The organism is Paenibacillus dauci (assembly GCF_000971985.1).
GTDB classification, from domain to species: Bacteria; Bacillota; Bacilli; order Paenibacillales; family Paenibacillaceae; genus Saccharibacillus; species Saccharibacillus dauci.
In genome coordinates this window covers 1-19,074 of record NZ_LAQQ01000001.1, presented here as the reverse complement: position 1 = coordinate 19,074, position 19,074 = coordinate 1, and the positions used below count along the sequence as shown (strand labels likewise).

The window sequence follows — 19,074 nt, the reverse complement described above, 5'->3', positions numbered from 1 at the left end:
TACCATAAATGAAAGAAATACTTACGACTTTCTTAAGAAAATCGAAACGGAATCTGAATTATAAATACAGTCGCCTGGTGACTGCTTGTTACTTTAATATCCCCACCATGCATTTTTGCTATATTTTTAGAAATAGCTAGTCCCATACCTTTACCGCCTGTATCAGCACTGCGTGACTTTTCTCCTCTATAAAATCGCTCAAATATATGAGGCAGATCCTTCTCTGGAATGGCTTCACCATAATTAGTAATGCTTAGGTGTATAAAAGAGGAATCGGTCTGCAAACCAAAATCCAATTTACGGCCTTTTGCACCATATGCAATAGAATTACGAATCATATTTTGCAGCATCCGGACTACTAGCTTGATATCTACATCCACCAAAACAGGAGTAGATGGAGACTCTACCTGAAAACTCATATTAGCCTGTTCCAATTGAGGCACAAAATCAATAATGACCTGCTGCAACAATTCGCGGATTTCTACTTTTTCCTTGTTCACATGATATTCACGATAACTGAGTGTACAGTATTCCAATAGATCTTGGATTAGTTTTTTTAACTCATCACATTTACGGGTGGCAATATGAATATACTTTTCCTGTTCCTTACCCCCATCTTTTATCAACTCTATATATCCTGCCAGTGAAGTGATTGGAGTTCGCAGATCATGCGATATATTGGCAATCATTTCTGTTTTTAATAACTCGGCAGCTTGCTCTTTTTCTCGCATTTGTCTTAAATTATGGACCATCTGGTTAATTTGCCGGCTGAGATTGCCTATTTCGTCCTTAGCTGACGTTTGCAGCTGAACATTCCAATTTCCTTTGCCAATCTCATTCACGCAATTGTTAATATGCTGAATTCTTCTCATCATCCGATAGGAAAACCAATAAAAAAATAAAGTCATTAATATAAAAAATAACAGCAAATAATAGAAAGAGTACTTTTGCTCAAATGCATCACTGCCACCGGTCAGCATATTCAGCCTGCTGCCAAATAACGACTGCAACACAGTAATGCTTATAAGAGCAAACAAAAGACTGGATACAAAAATAACCAGAAATTTTAACCGAATGCCAATCTGCCATTTAAGCTTCAATTTTATAACCTACTCCCCAAATATTTTTAATAATTTTCGGTTCTCTCAAATGATCTTCGATTTTCTCCCGTAGTCTGGCAATATGCACCATGACAGTATTATTCCCCGTATAATACTGTTCTTTCCATACTTTTTCAAAAATTTCTTCCATGCTGAAAACCTTGTTTTTATGAAGAGCGAGTAACAGCAAAATGTCGTATTCGGTACGTGTCAGCTTGACCGGTTTGCCATATAAATCTACACTTCTTGCTGTCGGATCAATCGTTAATCCATGAATTTGAATAGTGTGATTTTCGGCTGCAGGCAAATTACTGTTCAAATATGTATATCTTCGCAGCTGTGCTTTAACTCTTGCGATAAGTTCGATAGAGCTGAATGGCTTCACCATATAATCATCTGCTCCTGTACTAAGTCCGATCACCTTATCCCAGTCTTCTGCACGGGCACTTAGCATAATAATCGGGATTTGATACTTCTCCCGAATCCGGCGGCATAATTCTATTCCATCCATATCGGGCATCATTACATCCAGGATAGCCAGTCTTATATCCTCTTGTTCTAAATGCTGAAGCGCTTCACGTGAATGATGTACCTTGATCACTTCATACTGTTCTTTGGTCAATAAAATATGAATAAACTCAACAATATCAGGGTCGTCATCAATAATCATAATTTTGTTTTTACTCATGCGGTTTCATCCTTCTTTTCATAAGATAGAGACAGAATCAACCTGAACGGGATTCTGTCTCCTGCATTTCTCATTATTATAATTTGGATACTTATTGGATAAACCCTTCTTTTTTCCAGTAATCCACCATTTTCTTTACAGCTTTCTGGTTCATCTTATGCCAGTCAAATCCCATGCGTTGGAGCAGCATTATCGTTTTATTGTTTTTCAGAACAAATTCAGTTGTGTCTTCTATGGAATGCGTATGAATATCCGTTAACAATCGATCGAGTTGATGGCTATTCTCATTGTTTTTGACATACGAAGATACATCCAGCAAAAACTCGTCCATATTTTTGATCTGTATGGTATGATCCAGCTGCTGAAACATATTTCCTATTTCCTTTATACTCAATTGATAAGGGTTATACATATGAAAAACCTCATTCCTCAAAGCTTCCCGGTTAAATAGCATTATGATCGAATCTGCCAGCTGATCCACATACGAAAAGTTAAGTACAGGTTCTGGCAATTCAGGAAAAGCTTTTAATAACATATACGATTTGAGCATATTGCAAACTGCATTATCATCTATATTTTTTTGGAAATGACCTGTATCGTATTCAAACGAAACATTGCCCAATCTGAAAATTTTCACACACAGGGATGGGTCATTTTGGGAAGCATTCCATACCATCTTTTCTGCTTCAAGCTTAGTCTGTGAATAGTAATTATTCGATTTTTGTCCTTGATCCATGTCATATTCTGTATACAATATGCGATCAGTACCCTGAATATTCCCATCTGCAACAGTAGTAGTAGACATATGGTTAATATCTTTTTTGATACCCAGCTGTGCAAAATCAATAATATGACGGGTTCCAAGAATATTTGTATTATAGAATTCCTGGTAATGTCCGTAATGCTTTACCAGTGCTGCAGAATGAATAATACAATCGCACTTGTGAGCGAGTTCATTATAAACAACTTCCGATAAATCAAAAAATGGCTGAGAGACATCTCCAGCAATTACAATTACTCGCTGCCTCCATATTTCTTCCTCAAACGCCTGCTTAAAATAAAATTGCCATACTTCTGAGAGCCTTCCCACAGATTGCTCTTTGGTTTTTCCTCTGACCAGTACATATATGGTACTCGATGTACTTTGCAAAAGTTGTCTTAATAAATAGATTCCTACGTAACCGGTAGCCCCTGTAATAAGTATATTCTTGTAATGTTTTTCGGTATCCAGAGATATGGATGCTGCATAAGAATGAGACTTGGCGATATAGTCATTTTCCGCTTGATGTATCTGGCTTCCGGCTGTTGCAGTATGAAGATGTCCGTATTCCTGAACATCCTTTACTGTTTGATCCAGAGTATTACTAGTCCATTCTTTATTCGTTATTTGAGTCAAATGAAGTGCCAGCTCGTTGATTGTTGGATGTTCGTATACATCATTAATGGCTATTGTAAAATACTCTGCCAAATGCCCTGCAGTCCGAATCGCTTTTAATGAATCTCCCCCTAATCCAAAGAAATCATCATAAATGCCTATTTGTTCTTTGTTTAATACCTTGCACCATACACGCTCGATCTGTATTTCAACGGGAGTGGTTGGAGGAACATATTTATTGTTCATACTATTTGCAGCTTGGGGCAAAGGAAGAATATTGCGATCAATTTTTCCGTTTACCGTCAAAGGAAATTCATTCAGTAATACAAAATATCTAGGGATCATATAGTCAGGTACATATACAGACAGGTAATGATGAACTTCAGATTCCTGTATCGGCTGATGTGCGGTGTAATAAGCGCATAATGATTTGGTATCGTCTGCCTGTTCCACTATTTTGACAACAGCTTGTTTGATTACTTTAAACGACTCTAATCGTCGTTCAATTTCTCCGGTCTCAATCCGAAAGCCATTTATTTTCACCTGGGAATCCGAACGTCCCAAAAAATTCAATTTCCCATCTTTTCTAAGTCTGACTACATCGCCTGTTTTGTACACTCTGCCTGTTCCGGTAAAAGGATCACGGATAAACTTTTCTGCTGTCAGTGCATCGTTTCGCCAGTATCCTCGTGCTAATCGTCCTCCTCCTATCCACAATTCCCCCTTCACTCCAGGCGGACACAAATTTCCATCCTGATCGGTAATATAAATAACAGTATCTGCAACAGGTCGACCAATGCAGCTGCGATCCTGAATTTCCATATTTCTTAATATACTGGTTACAATAGTATTTTCAGTAGGTCCATATTCATTGATTAGTTCAATATTCAGCTGCATGCATTGCTCAATCAGTTCAGCCGGAGTAATATCGCCTCCAACCGTTATAGCCTGTAGCGCTGCTGCTCCCAATTTGTCCATCGATTCAATAATTAACTGAGCTAGTGCAGGCACGCTATGCAAATGTGTAATCGAGTTTTCTCTTATGATTCGCTGCAGTTCATGAACATTTTTCAAATGGTCACTTTGCGGGAGAATTATGGTACTTCCACTCATCAGAGGAGCAAAAAATCCTCCGATAAATCCGTCAAATGCAAAAGACACAAGCTGTAGTACAGTATGCTCACTGTTAAAACCATATTCCTTTTGACGCCAGAGCATGGTTTTAACTATCGTTTGCTGCTCAATCATAACGCCTTTGGGCGTACCAGTAGAACCGGAAGTATAAATAAGATAGGCCAGATCATCTGAACAAACTGCGGTATTCGTAAGATTGCTGCCATCCTCTTCATCCAGCGGTTCATCATCCATATTTAACATATGCACCTTATTTTCAAAACGAAACATGTATAGATCCTGGGTTAACACCAATCGAATTTCACTGTCTTCCATAATATGTTCCAGCCTGTGCTGCGGATATCTGGGATCAATAGGTACATAAGCTTTACCGGCTTTGAGAATAGCCAGTAATCCGACTGCCAGTTGAATCGATGGTTCCATCATAATACCTATAACTTTGTCATTGGGTGAAGTCAATTTCCGGATACGGCGTGCGACACGATTGGCATATACATGCAGTTCTTTGTACGTTATCGAATGGCTGCCCGAGATGATTGCTGTTTGGTCAGGCGTTACCGCAGCCTGGCTTTCCAAATGGCAATGCAGTGGCATAACTTCTGTTTCCTTATTATTTTGATTATGAATAATACTGCCGGAATCATAAGGAACAAGCTGCAAAGATTTGATTGGCGTTTCCGGACAGGAAACAGCCATATTCAAAACATATTCCAGACTATTCGCGATATTTTGTATTGTGTAAGCATCATACAGTCGCGAATCATAATTGATCTTTACTGTTTCCTCGCTAAAAACAAATATGCAGGCAAAATCCAGCTGACTGTTGTCCTCAAGACTTTGAATCTGATCAACAGCGACCATCACATCGACCATCGGTATGCTTGCAAGATCCGATTGTGGATACAATCTATGCATAATCGACTCGACAGGCGCATTTTGATGAGTATTTGCTTCAAGTAAAGCTTCACGGGTTTGCAAAATCAATTCCTTGAACAATGTATCACCAGCTGCCGTTCCCCGGATCGGCAAAAACCGGTTCAACATTCTTTTGACTTCTGTTTGTTTGTAAATCGGCGTGCCAATTACCAGATCCTGGACACCGGTATACTTGTACAGCAGCACTTTAACAATACTTATTGCAATCATATGCAATTTGTACGGAGACTTGTTCGTTAATCGGTTTATTTTATTTTGTGAATCTTCCGACCAGTACATTCGATATTCACTTCTTTGTGATTCCTGGTCAAAGCTGTCGTAATCATACAAAAATCCTGTAGCGGATTCTATATGTGCCAGTCTTTTTTTCCAATAATCTTTGTGGGACGCTTCATTTTCCAACACCTCTACCGTTTTATCAGAACCGCTCAATGTAATGCCTCCTTTAGATGTTTACTTCCGCTTTGGACACAAGTGCTCCATTTCTTTTTTTGTTATATACATACAGCACTGCCAACGATACAGCATTTACAAATGCAGTACATATTCCCGTTGGTGTACCAATAAATGAATAAGCATATTCAGAATGGAAAACAAATAAGGAAGGCAATCCGTAATCATACTTTTGAAAAGCGACCACATTCAAAAGCAAAAAGTGAAGCGTCGAGTGAATACCTGCACTGACAAAGATCGATCCTGTAATAATGTACAGATAACCAAATAACATACCGGTCAAAAAAATGCCGAGAATATCAGCGATATAAAAATTATTCATCATTTCCGGCACAATAAAAATCAGGGCGGACAACCATAATGCATAGGCAGGTTTCCATTTTAACAGCCGGTTTAGTATGTATCCTCTAAACAGGATTTCTTCATAAAATCCGGTAATCAGGCTAAAAATGATCCCGCATCCCAGAAATGCAGCCATTTTAATATCCAGATGCTGCAAAGATTGAGCAGCAGAAAATTCGAATAATCCTGCTGCCAGGCCTGCTGCCACGAATATGACCATTGTCACCAGAGCAATCAAAACTCCGGTTCCAAATTGCATTAATGGCTTATGTATCGGTTGGTTAATAAATAAATTAATCGGACGAAGATTATCGACTTTACGGGCAACCCAAAACAGAATACCCAGAAAAGCAATATTGGCGAGCGCAGTACAAGCCAGAAACAGCGGGTTACCGACTACCATTCCCATAATCGCTTGATCTCCCGGCACGGAACCAGCACTAATATACGAATAATAACCGGCGAACAACATATATATAGCTATATTCAGAACGTTGACAATGATTAGCGATAGGATTACCAGTATTATAATTTTGATGAACAATACACTGCTTTTTGAAGATACCATTTTTTTGCCTCCATCTTTTTCATATACAATCATCTAAAAATGAAATATTGTATCTTCCTGCTCCAAAATTGCTGTATCAGCTTTGTGAAACAAACTTGTCAGCTTCAAATTGTCCAGAAGTTCTCCTGAATGATCCATAATAAACCGAAGGGTTTCCATAAACTGGTGAGCCAGTTCTTCCACCGTTTCTTTTTTGAATACAGCTTTCTGATATTCAAAATTAAGCTTCAGTTCATTCTCAGCTTCATATACGATAAGTGATAATGCATATGGAGCCTGAACAAGATCAAAATCAACCGTTTTTACAGTTAACTGATTAAGCTTCAATTCGGATGAGGCAAAATTTTGGAATGTAAATGTAACATCAAACAGGCTGGTTTGTTTGCTCCCCCGGTCAAGATTCAGATCGTTGATAATATATTCCATTGGATAGGCCTGGTAATCAAAAGTCTTCACAGAGTTTGAAGTGACTTCTCCCAGAAGCTGTTCAAATGTTTTATGCGGTGCTGGATAATTGCGCATAGGCAGCATATTGACAAACATGCCGATCATTTGCTCACAATCTTTGTGCTCACGCCCCGAACTTGCCGAACCGATGACAATATCATACTGTCCGCTAACTTTCATAAGCATAATATTGTAGGCAGTCAGCAGAACATTATACAACGTAGTATTAAAGCTTCGTGCCTGTAAAAGCATGCTCTCCAGCATATCCGATCCGATAACCGCATTAACAGCATCTCCTTCATAGTATGGTCCGGACGGTTTTGCATAATCAAAAGGCAGATTTAAAACAGGCAGCTGTTGTTTGAATATTTCTTTCCAGTAAGACCGGTATTCCTCGAGCCTGTCCGCTTTTAATTTGTCATTTTGCCAGACTGCAAAATCTTTGTAATGAAGATTAATAGCAGGCAATATGTCACCATTGTAGATGCGCATAAATTCTTCTATAAATACAGCTTGTGAATGACCATCGGAAATAATATGGTGTATATCAAACAACAAAATATGGTGTTGCTCATCAATTGCCAAAAGTTCGCAGCGCAGTAAAGGAGCACAATTCAGATCAAATGGCCGGATAAATGCTTCGGCAATCTCTTTGATATTCGGATGGTTGCTGTCCGCCTGTTTTATTTTGATTTCAATATTTGCAGATTCCTGAACAATCTGTACCGGCTCTCCGTCCACAATAGCAAATGATGTTCTGAACATCTCATGCCGTTTTATCAGTTCATTAAGTGTACGTTGTAATTTTGCATAATCCAGGCGCCCTCTCAACTCACACGCTCCATAAATATTATAGGCTGTGCCCGCTCCTTCCAGCATGCTTGTAATATACATTCTCCGCTGAGCCGGACTCAGCAAATAATAAGGCTGTTCATCAGCTTTTGGTATATTAAGCACTTCCACTGGTGCATCGTTTACTATTTTTTGCTCGAGAGCGTCTGCCATATCCTCCAACTTTGCATGATTTAGCAAATCACTGATCAAAACATGACATCCAATTTTCAGCCCTATATCATTTACAATTTGTAGACTGATGACCGAATCTCCTCCAAGTGAAAAGTAATTATCATCAATATCCAATTGAGCATATCCGAGTGCAGTTCCCCAGCTGTCTGCTATAATCTGTTCAAGCCGGCTGTACATTCCATTGCTTCTGCCAGTGAGTTTGACCTGTTTGTGAACCGGCTCAATTTTATTACCGGATGATAATTCTGCTGTCGAAAAAGGAGCTTCTGCAGGAATATCCAGCCAACACGATACACGGTCAAAGGGATATACCGGCAAGCGTACACGAACTCGCTGTTCATCCTTATAGAGCTGATCCCAATCAGGCATGCCTCCCTCCATATACAGGCGGGCAATTTCTTCAAGCAGAGAGGAATCTTTTATTTGCTGCTGTCTATACAATGCTACACTTATGTTCATTTTTGTCACTGTTTCGGCTGAAGGCGGGTATGTTATGTGTACATGTTCCCCTGTCTGTACATTTCGCAGGGCAAGCAGCAGCTGTTGTATCGTTTGACCCGTGATAGCTATTCTGTAATGGTAATGTCCTCTTGCTTTGTTCGATGTGTAACACAGATCTGCAATCGAGAGACTGTCTTCCTGTTCACATTTTTCAATATAGCTTTCGACCAGGCTGTGCAACGCTGTTATCGATTTGGCAGATATAGTGAGGAGATACGAATGATTGGCAGGCTTCGGTACTGCTTGTTTGACCGCTGGAGCCTGTTGAAGCACAATATGACAATTGGTGCCACTCAATCCAAAAGAGCTTACACCACAGTTCCGCATCTCACTTTGTGTGTTCCAGTCTCTTAACATATCATTGGGATAAACCGGAGAATTTTCAAAGTCAATTTTGCTGTTAGGCATACCCAGATGTACAATAGGAGGAATTTGTTTGTATTGAAGTGACACAATCCCCTTCAGCACACCGGCGATACCAGCTGCTGCTCCCAAATGTCCAATATTGGACTTGAGAGCACTCAGTGCACAAAATTGCTTTTTGGAAGTATACTGCCGAAAAGCATTTGTGATCCCTTCAATTTCGATAGGATCTCCCAGATTGGTCGCTGTTCCGTGAGCTTCAATATATGATATATGCTCCGGATTTATATTGCCGTCTTTCCAGGCTTCTATAATAACGTTTTGCTGGGCAGCCGGGTTGGGGGCAGTAAGCCCAATAGAATTGCCATCTTGATTAATGGCAGTTCCCTTGATAACACTATAAATTTGATCATTATCCTCGATCGCCTGCTGAAGAAGTTTGAGCACCAGTACAACAGCACCTTCCCCTGCTCCTGTACCGTCGGAATCATCATCAAATGATCTGGTGCGATTGGAAGTTGATTCTATACCCATTTTCTGTTCCATCTCGGTTGGGAAAATAACAAGCTCGGTAGAGCCGGCAATAGCCAAAGAGCAATCACCCGAGCGCAATCCCTGAACCGCCTGGTGAATAGCCACCAGCGAAGATGAACATGCTGTATCAAGAAAAAAGCTAGGGCCGTGAAAGTCCATGAAATATCCTATTCTACTTGGAATCATGGAGGGCATATTTCCAATCATGCCCTGGGCAATCAGGGAAGAGTCCACATTTTTGATCATATCCATATAAGTTCCTACAACAGGCTGGCAAAATCCGCAGTATACTCCGGTTTGGCTGCCTTTCAGAAGATCTCCGCCATAACCCGAATCTTCGATTGCCTGCCAGGCTAATTCCAAAAATATGCGCTGATTCGGGTCCATCAGGCTGGCTTCCTTTGGCGAAATGCCAAAAAACGAATGATCAAACTTGTCAATTTCCGGTAAGTAAGCCATTTCCGTATACGAACCGGGCAATGCGCCTTCCTTCCAATTGTAGTATCGATCCAGTAATTCTTTACGTGTTTCTGGTATGGTTGAAATACAATCCTGTCCCTGACTTAATAGATCCCAGAACTGTTCGATCGTTTCTGCTCCGGGGAGTCGAAATGACATTCCGATAACAGCGATATCCCTACTTGGTGCAGCTGTCTCTTTGATGTCTACCTCTAGATCGTCTGTACCGAAATCAATATCCTTGAACTCCAGCATTATTTTCCAACCTTCCTTCTCCATGAATAAGTATGCAGTATTTATTATTTGTCAGGTGAAAATAATATATTCCTTAATTTGCTCAGTCAGCTCGATATGATTTGAATACGGAAGCAGCTGAGAAAGGCGCTGATTACGCTCGGATGATTCAATTTGTTTCTCCTGAAAAACACGGAGCATTTCTTTTAGGGCCTGCTGATTGTCCTGCAGGTCAGGTACTCTGCCTTCCTGATGAATAACCGCAAGCCTTTTCTTCATGGTCCGGATAGACAATGCTGTCTGAGTCGTTACTTTTTCACTGGAATTATTATGGTTGGGAGTGCATAAGGAATGACTGATGCAAAACCGCAGGAATTGCATACTGTCTGCTTTGACAGCATACTGTTTTTGCAAAAAAGTCCAATCTGCTTTATTTTCCATGGCATACGAAGTAATTGGATAATGCTTCACTAATTTTTTTAGTACTTGCTTTGGACCTATTTCCACAGCCTGCTCGACTCCTGCCGATACAAGAAACCGGATTGTATCACTCCATCTTACAGGACTAATCATTTGTCGGGACAGCATTTCTGTTATTTCCGACGACTGCGTGTATGGGTGACCGGTAACATTGCTTATAACCGGAAATGTGAAAGGATTAAAAGATAGACCTGTCAACTTCTTTTGCAACCGTTCAGCCACTTCAATCATGGAAATATGATGGAATGATGAACTTACCTGTAATTGGTTCACAATGCCTTTTTCTTTTTCCACCTCGCTAGAAAGTAAATCCAACTTGTGTTTGGGCCCGGAAATAACCACCTGATCAGGAGCATTGTAGCAGGCAATTGCAATATCGGGCAGCTGTGCTTCATTATTGATATGACTTAGCATTTCTTCCACTCTATCAGCATGAATATGGTTGACTGCCATCATCCCGCCCATACCATTTCCGCCTACTTCCTGCATCCATTCGCCTCTTTTTTTGACAAGACGAATTCCTTCAGACAAATTCAATGCACCACTGCACACCAATGCGGATATTTCACCAAGGCTGTGCCCAGCTAAATAATCAGGACGCAGCGAGCTGTGTGCCATCAGCACTCTAAACATTGCCACACTGCAAATAAATATTGCTAATTGTGCGCTGTCCGTCCGGGTTAATGCAGCCAGATCGGATTGAAAGCACAAATCTGTTATATTCATTTGCAGCAGCTCTTCGGCTTCGTCAAAAACCAATCTCGCTTCGAAAAATTCGTCATACCATTGCTTGCCCATTCCCGTATACTGTGACCCCTGCCCGGGAAACAAAAAAGTTGTCTTTTTCAAAAAATATTCCTCCCTGTAATGATCATCAGCTTTTTACTTTGTTTATGAGCATTGCAGCCGCATGAATAATATGGCGGAACAGTTCTGCTGCCTGACTTTTTTGTAGTTTTCCGGGATGATATGATGCTTTGACAACCAATGTGTCATGTTCATAATCAAAAGACACAACAAAATCCATTTTTTGTGTAATATTTTTGAATTGAATAACTGTCTGATCATCCAGTACAGCTGTTACCAACTTTTTATCAGGTGACAGCCATGTCTCTTGTTCATTCATATCCAGTTGCAGACTGTCGTTCGTACTGGATAATTGCTGCTGACCGATACGAAACAGGTCTGTAAAATTGCCAATACTGCCAAAATCAAAAGACAATGGTGTAATAAAAGACCGCTGATCGTTCCCGTAATACATTGTACATTCATTTTGTTTGAATACTTTGTGCATCGTAAACGAACTGATGCATAAAATCAGTAGTTTGAAATTGATCTGTTCTTTTTGGCATATTTGATCAATCATTCTGTAATGTTCCTTTTCGAATGTGTATTCAAAAGAACCATTACTATGGTTTGACAAGCTCTGAGCTGCATATGATTCTGGTAGCGCTGTACCGGACAATTGGACCTTTTTCTGGGGCACGCTTACCCGGGAACGATTGTCTATAAAAGCAGCTAAACGACTGATCGCAGGATACATAAAGATATCCGCTACACGCAGTTGATCCGGGTACAGTTCTTCTATTTTGGACAGCAGCGTTAATACCAGTAATGAATTGCCGCCAACCTCAAAAAAATTATCATCCAATTGCAAATGATCCGTTTTAAGAACATCCTGCCATATATACAGTAACTGCTGTTCAGTTACGGTCATTGGCTGTTGAATCGCTTCGTTCGTCAGGGTATTTTTGAAATTTTGCATCAACACTCTGCGATCCACTTTTCCATTCAATGTAAACGGCATATGCTCTACTTGCATCATATGTGAAGGAACCATATAGGATGGCAGTTCGTTGCTTATATATTGCTTGATATGTTGAATATTCATTTCAGCCGAATCTGCCACAAAAAAAGCATATAAACGACTGTTGTCCTCCAGTACAATTTCTACTTCCTGTATACCGGGATATTTCATAAATTGCTGCTGAATATCTGTTATCTCCACCCGATACCCTCGGATTTTGACCTGTTGATCCGCTCTGCCCATATACTCTATAATCCCTGCTTCGTTCCAGCGCGCAAGATCACCGGTTTTGTATAATATCTCTCCCGGGTTAGATGGGTTGCAGACAAACTTGTCGTTGGTCAATTGCCGATTATTCAGATAACCTCTGGCTACTCCGTGTCCGGCAATGTGCAATTCGCCGGTAACGCCAACAGGTTGAAGCTGCATGGACGGGTTGTAAATATAACTTGCATGATTCATAATCGGAGTTCCGATAGGCGCGGCTCCCGTGGCTACATTTGTTTGATCCATAGTGTATATAGTCGTTACATGGGTCTCTGCCGGTCCATAATGATTGTGTAATTGTACAGAATGAGTGCAAATATGCTTCTTTAACAGATCAGATACAATCAATGCTTCGCCAGCGGTAATGATATGCTTTATTTCAGCAGGAAACATAGCGCTGTAGGCTGGCTGACTAAAAATATATTTCAGATAAGCCGTTGGCAAAAACAGTACCTGTGCCTGATGTACTCTAATAAAATCGTACAACACCGGAATGTCTTTTTTATCTTCATCACTAATCACGCAGAGATTTCCGCCTGCCAAAAGCGCAGAAAAGATTTCCTGGAAAAACACATCAAATCCAATATTGGCAAATTGAATAATGGAACCAGAGAAGTCAATATCACTGTGATCGTATTGTTCGTACATTAGATTCATCAGCGTGCGATGTGTCTGCATAACTCCTTTCGGATTACCTGTTGTTCCAGAAGTATAAATAATATAGGCCAGATTCTCAGCTGTATGATAGCTTACGACATTAGTAGCAGGATAGTCAGACCATTCGTTCTCCTGCATATTTAGCGATGTTATATTCATACGTTGCAGCAGTATATGGACGCGATCGGTCAATACAAGGGATGCATTGCTGTCTTTTAAAATATGTTCAATTCGCTTCTCTGGATAATCCATGCTGATCGGCAGACAAGCGCCACCTGCTTTGATTACAGCCAGTACAGCAATAATAGCGTTAACGGATCGTTCCATCAGGATGGCAACCGGCTTATCTGCTTCAATTCCTGATTGTTGAAGAAAATGAGCCAGCTGGTTGGCACGCCGATTCAGCTCCTCATAGGATAAACTTGAGATTTTGTCGTTAACTGCCGTCTTCAGTGGTGTCTTTTTCACTTGTCGTTCAAACTGCTCATTCAAAGTAATCGATGACGGATAATCTCCAGCTGTCTCATTGTAAATGCCAAACATGCTTTTTTCCTTATTTGTCAGTAGATCTATTTCACCTACTGTGCAAGCAGGCTCCGCTATCATCTGTTCAACGATTTTCAGCAGATGTTCTTTCCAGCGTTCTGCTGTATACGGTGTATACAGCGAAGATTTGTATTCAATGACTCCTGCGCTTACTTGATTGCTGCTATCCGCCATCATAAACAGCGAGATATCAAATTTGGCCGTACGACTCTCGTGCAAATAACCAGTCAATACAGCATCTCCCAGACTAAATGAATCTCCTTCTGTATTTTGTAAAGTAAACATAGTATCAAAAATGCGGTTGCGACCAGCTTCATAAGGCGCATCTACCCTGGAAAGCAGATTTTCCAGATCGTAATGCTGGTGCTCGCCTGCTGCCAGCACGTTTTCTTTGACTTCATTTAAAAATGCACGAATTGTTTTATGCGCTCCTACCTGATTCCGCATAGGAACAGTATTTAAAAACATGCCTACTGTCCGGTAAAGACGTTCATCCGGTCTGCCTACCATCGGGCTGGCTGTTATAATATCTTGTTGTCCGCTGTATCTAGAAAGCAGAATCTGAAAAGCAGCCAGATAAAACATATACGGTGTAATTCCATAATAAAGAAGGGATGTATTCACCTTTCCACTCAAATCAACCGGAATATCGAATCGGAGAAGGGCACCTTCCGTGTTTACTTCCGGTGTTCGCTTAAAGTCTGCAGGCATTTGAAGCTGCGGCAGCACTCCGTTCAACATTTGCGTCCAGTACTTCTCGTCATTTTCGAAGTTCCCCTGTGCAAGCTGACTGTTTTGCCATACTGCAAAATCTGTATAGTTTAAATCCAAAGAAGGTAGTTGTTGATCACAATTTGTATATAAAACCGATAATTCTTCCAGCAACCGGGCAGTAGATATACCATCACCGACAATATGATGCGTATCCATCATCAACAAACATATATTGTTCCATTCCACAATCTGTGCCGAAATCAACGGACTTTGGTCCAGTTGGAAAGGTCGGACAAACTCGTCCACTATCTGCTGAATGCTGCTGTACTGCAATGTTTCCAATTGTATAAACGGACATTGGAAACTTGTCTGCTGCTGAATATGCTGCACAATTTCTCCATTGATATGATGAAAGCTTGTTCGCAGCGATTGATGTCTTTGAATCAGTACATCGAATGCCGACTGCAAACGATTATGATCCAGCTTGCCTTTAACTACAAAAATATCGGGCATATTGTATGCCTTACTGTCTGGATTCTGGGCATAGATGGTATACAGACGTCTTTGTACAGCAGAGCAAGGATAAAACTCCGCTTTTTCTGCCTGCTGAATAGGTTCCAACCATTTGCCGGAAAGGCTGGATTCCGATTCCAACTTACGCTTTTCTTTGATCAATGCACATAATTTACGAATAGTAAAATGATGAAAAAGATCTGTTACACTAACCGGTGCGTTAAATACACCCGCAATTTTGAAAATAAGAGTAATCGCTTTTAGCGAATGTCCACCTAGTTCGAAAAAAGGATCATCTATGCCTATTTTGGATTTTTCCAACACATCAGACCATAATCCTGACATGAGTATTTCTACTTCATCACGCGGTGCCACGTATCCTGTAGCATTGATACTCACAGGCACTTCAGACAAGACACGCCGATCAAGTTTTCCATTCGATGTCAAAGGCAGTTCCGGCAGTATAACAACTGCAGAAGGAATCATGTAAGAAGGAAGCAGTTCTTCCAGATAACTTCTGATTTCGGTGGTCTCCAATAAAGAGGTGACTGTTACAAAGCAAACCAGATCCTGATTGGATGCATTTAATACTGCAGCAGCTTCGCTAATACGGGGGTGGGATAAAAGTAGACTTTCAATTTCCCCCAGTTCAATACGGTATCCTCTTACTTTCACTTGCTGATCGATTCTGCCCATCAGCTCTACATTGCCTTCGGGCAGCCATCTTGCCAGATCTCCGGTTTTGTACATCAGCGTGCCCGGCACAAAAGGATTCGCAACAAATTTTTCCCCGGTAAGTTCTTGCCGATTCATATATCCTCTGGATACGCCTGCACCTCCGATATAAAGCTCCCCCGAAATTCCTACAGGCAGTTCATTATATCCCTGATCCAAAATGTAGAAATAACTGTTCTGCATCGGTTTTCCGATAGGAACGTGGATCGACTCCACTTTTTCTCCGGCATGCAGCTCAAAAAAGCTGGAATCAATCGTTGTTTCTGTAATTCCGTAGCTATTTATAATGCGCATCTGCTCACCGTACCGATGATACAGAGTGTTAAAGTCAGCTGCCGTACAAATATCCGAACCCAATATGAGCAGCTTTAGATGTTCTAGCGGCAATTGATTTTCATAAATATAATTCATCAAAGGAATAATCAATCCTGGTGTAGATTCAAAGAGAGTCACCTGATTGGATTGTATTAATTGATACAGTGCTGCCGGGTCCGTTCTTGTCTCGGCCGGGCAAATGATGAGCCTGCCTCCACTTAATAAGGAACGGCACATATCACCAATCGACACATCAAAAGAAAAACTGGCCAACTGGAGTAGAGTCACTTCCATTTCCCTGAGCCTATAATCCTTGATCCATCCCTCCGCAATATTAATTACATTGCGGTGCTCCACCATTACTGCTTTTGGTTTGCCGGTAGTTCCTGATGTATAAATGATATACATCAAATCTTCTGTACTGCAGACCACTGCGGGATTGACATTCCACTGAGGGTGTTCAGTTATCGAATCACAGGCAATACACCGTGAAACAAATTGTGAATATCGCTCTGCCTCGCTTTGCTTCACAAGTATAATGTCTGATTGACTGTCTTCCAGCATGTACATTATCCGTTCTTCAGGATAATCCGGGTCTACCGGCATATAGGTTCCTCCGGCTTTAATAACAGCCAGCATTCCAACAACGGTATACACGGAACGATCTGCGATGACAGCCACAATTGTTCCAGGCTGTACATCTTCCATACACAGTACATGGGCAAGCTGATTGGCTTGCTGATTAAGCTGCTTGTATGACAGATGTTTATTCGCATCCGATACGGCTATATTGTCAGGTGTCAATGTCACCTGCTCTTCAAACCATGCCTGCCATGTTGCATAATGATTTTCGGCCGTTTTAACCGAATTGAACAAGCGCAGCTCTTCTTTTTCCGTTTGACTCATCAGTGACAGATCTTTCAACAATACGTCCGGGTTATCAACGATCTGCTGTAACAAATTCACATAATGATTTGTAAAACGCTCCATAGTCCGTGCATGAAACAGCCCCGAATTATAATTAAAATTAAATACCGTGTCTTCTTTGCCCTTTTCATCCTGAAACACATCCAGAGATACATCAAATTTGCACAGATCATAATGAATATCGTATCGACTCAATACTTGATCACCCAGTGCAATTTCTGAAGATTCCAAAGATTCAACTGAAAATAGAACATCCAGCATCCAATTCCGATTTTTTTCCTTCTTTATATCCAGTTTCTCTATCAGCTGGATCAAGTCATACTCCTGATGTTCAAAAGCTTTCAAAGCATTTCCCCGTACTTCCTGCAGAAAATCATGAAAAGGTTTGGAATGATCCGGGGAGTTTCTCATTGGTAAAGTATTAACAAACATTCCTACAATGTTGTCCAGGCCTGGCTGGATACGTGCTGCTGCCGGACTTCCAACAATGATATCCGTCTGTCCGCTATGCTTTGACAGCAAAATATTAAATACTGCCAGATAAAACATATACGGAGTTACAGAAATAGGACGAATGTAACCATCTATTTTTTGTTTGAGCTCTCTGTCAAGAGTAAGAGTGATGTTCTCACCCACAACCTGTTTCATATCAAATCGCTTTGTATCTTCCGGCAAGCTCAGTACAGGCAGCTCCCCAGCCAGTGCTTCGAGCCAGTATGCTTCATGCTCTTTCATCGCCTGTCCATCAAGCTGTGCATACTGCCATTCGGCAAAATCTTTATACTGGAGCGAAAGCGCAGGAAGTGCCTCACCTTTGTACAGGGAACGCAAATCATCAAGCAAAATCCCCATCGATACAGCATCCGAAATAATATGGTGTATATCCAAGAACAGAATATCTGCATCTTTCAGCTGAATAAGCCCTCCCCTAATCAATGGAGCCTGCGTTAAATCAAAAGGCTGAATCCAGTCTTTTATTATGCTAGCAATTTCATTGTGAGATTGAGCCAGTGAATTATTTACAGTAATCACCGGCATCAAAAACGGAACGGACGAATTAATTTTCTGAACGCTTCCCTGTTCTGCAACCAAAAAGCAGGTACGTAAAGATTCATGACGTTCGATCAAGTCTTTAAAAGCACTTTTTAGTTGTTCAGCATCAAGATGCCCATGTACACGGTATACTCCAGGCATATTGTAATGGATGCTGTACGGATCATTTTGGTAAAGGGCAAACATTCTTTTTTGTACGCCTGATGTTTCGTAAAATTCTTTCTCTTCAATACGTGGAATAGTCTGAAGCTGCTGGCCTTCTGTTTTTTCATGCTTGTGGGCATCCACATATAATGCCAATTTTTCAATCGTCGGCTCATTGAATATGACGGTTACAGGCACTTGTATATGAAATGCCTGATACAATCGTGATATAAGCGTGATCGCTTTAATCGAATGGCCCCCAAGGTCAAAAAACGATGCCTGTACACTTTGGATAGGTACGTTCAATATATCTGTCCATAACTGCATAATGATTTCTTCCGTTTGGCTTCTGGGAAGAACAATAGCAGGTGAATGGATATCCAAAGCAGGTTCCGGCAAAGCTTTTTTGTCAATTTTCCCATTGGGCGTCAGCGGCATACTCTCCAGCTCTATCAACCGAGCAGGAATCATGTAACCTGGCAGTTCCTGTCGCAGTGCCTGCTCGATCGTAGCCAGCTCGGTCGATGTTCCCGGCTCCCGGACCACATAGCCATACAGCACCGCTTCTCCTTCCGGCTCTTTTCGGACAGCTACCACCGCTTCCCGCACACCGGTTTGGGCTTCCAGCCGTTTCTCGATTTCACTTACTTCGATCCGGTGTCCCCGGATTTTTACCTGTTGGTCGATCCGCCCTAGAAAGTACAACTGTCCATCCGCCTGCCAGCGTACCAGATCTCCGGTCCGGTACAGACGCTC

7 protein-coding genes are annotated in these 19,074 nt (G+C 41.1%); all 7 read right to left on the bottom strand.

The window, feature by feature from the left end:
* Positions 1-32: 32 nt before the first annotated feature.
* The 7 genes from WH46_RS07620 to WH46_RS07590 all read right to left on the bottom strand — a co-directional run bounded on the left by WH46_RS07620 (position 33) and on the right by WH46_RS07590 (position 19,068).
* Positions 33-1,100: a sensor histidine kinase gene (locus tag WH46_RS07620; protein WP_017812116.1), complete on the bottom strand. Its 1,068-nt coding sequence runs from the start codon at positions 1,098-1,100 to the stop codon at positions 33-35.
* On the bottom strand, positions 1,090-1,788 hold the full coding sequence (locus tag WH46_RS07615; protein ID WP_017812115.1) for a response regulator transcription factor: 699 nt from the start codon (positions 1,786-1,788) through the stop codon (positions 1,090-1,092). The genes WH46_RS07620 and WH46_RS07615 overlap by 11 nt, the downstream gene beginning before the upstream one ends.
* A 91-nt stretch (positions 1,789-1,879) precedes the next feature.
* On the bottom strand, positions 1,880-5,665 hold the full coding sequence (locus tag WH46_RS07610) for a non-ribosomal peptide synthetase family protein (protein WP_046226279.1): 3,786 nt from the start codon (positions 5,663-5,665) through the stop codon (positions 1,880-1,882).
* Between the two features lie 13 nt (positions 5,666-5,678).
* Complete coding sequence (locus WH46_RS07605; protein ID WP_197088258.1) at positions 5,679-6,596, bottom strand: CPBP family intramembrane glutamic endopeptidase; 918 nt, start codon at positions 6,594-6,596, stop codon at positions 5,679-5,681.
* A gap of 33 nt (positions 6,597-6,629) precedes the next feature.
* On the bottom strand, positions 6,630-10,181 hold the full coding sequence (locus WH46_RS07600; RefSeq protein WP_046226277.1) for a condensation domain-containing protein: 3,552 nt from the start codon (positions 10,179-10,181) through the stop codon (positions 6,630-6,632).
* Between the two features lie 51 nt (positions 10,182-10,232).
* On the bottom strand, positions 10,233-11,489 hold the full coding sequence (gene fabD / locus WH46_RS07595; RefSeq protein ID WP_046226276.1) for an ACP S-malonyltransferase: 1,257 nt from the start codon (positions 11,487-11,489) through the stop codon (positions 10,233-10,235).
* A gap of 25 nt (positions 11,490-11,514) precedes the next feature.
* Positions 11,515-19,068, bottom strand: a complete 7,554-nt coding sequence (locus tag WH46_RS07590; protein WP_269430612.1) for a non-ribosomal peptide synthetase — start codon at positions 19,066-19,068, stop codon at positions 11,515-11,517.
* Between the last annotated feature and the right edge of the window lie 6 nt (positions 19,069-19,074).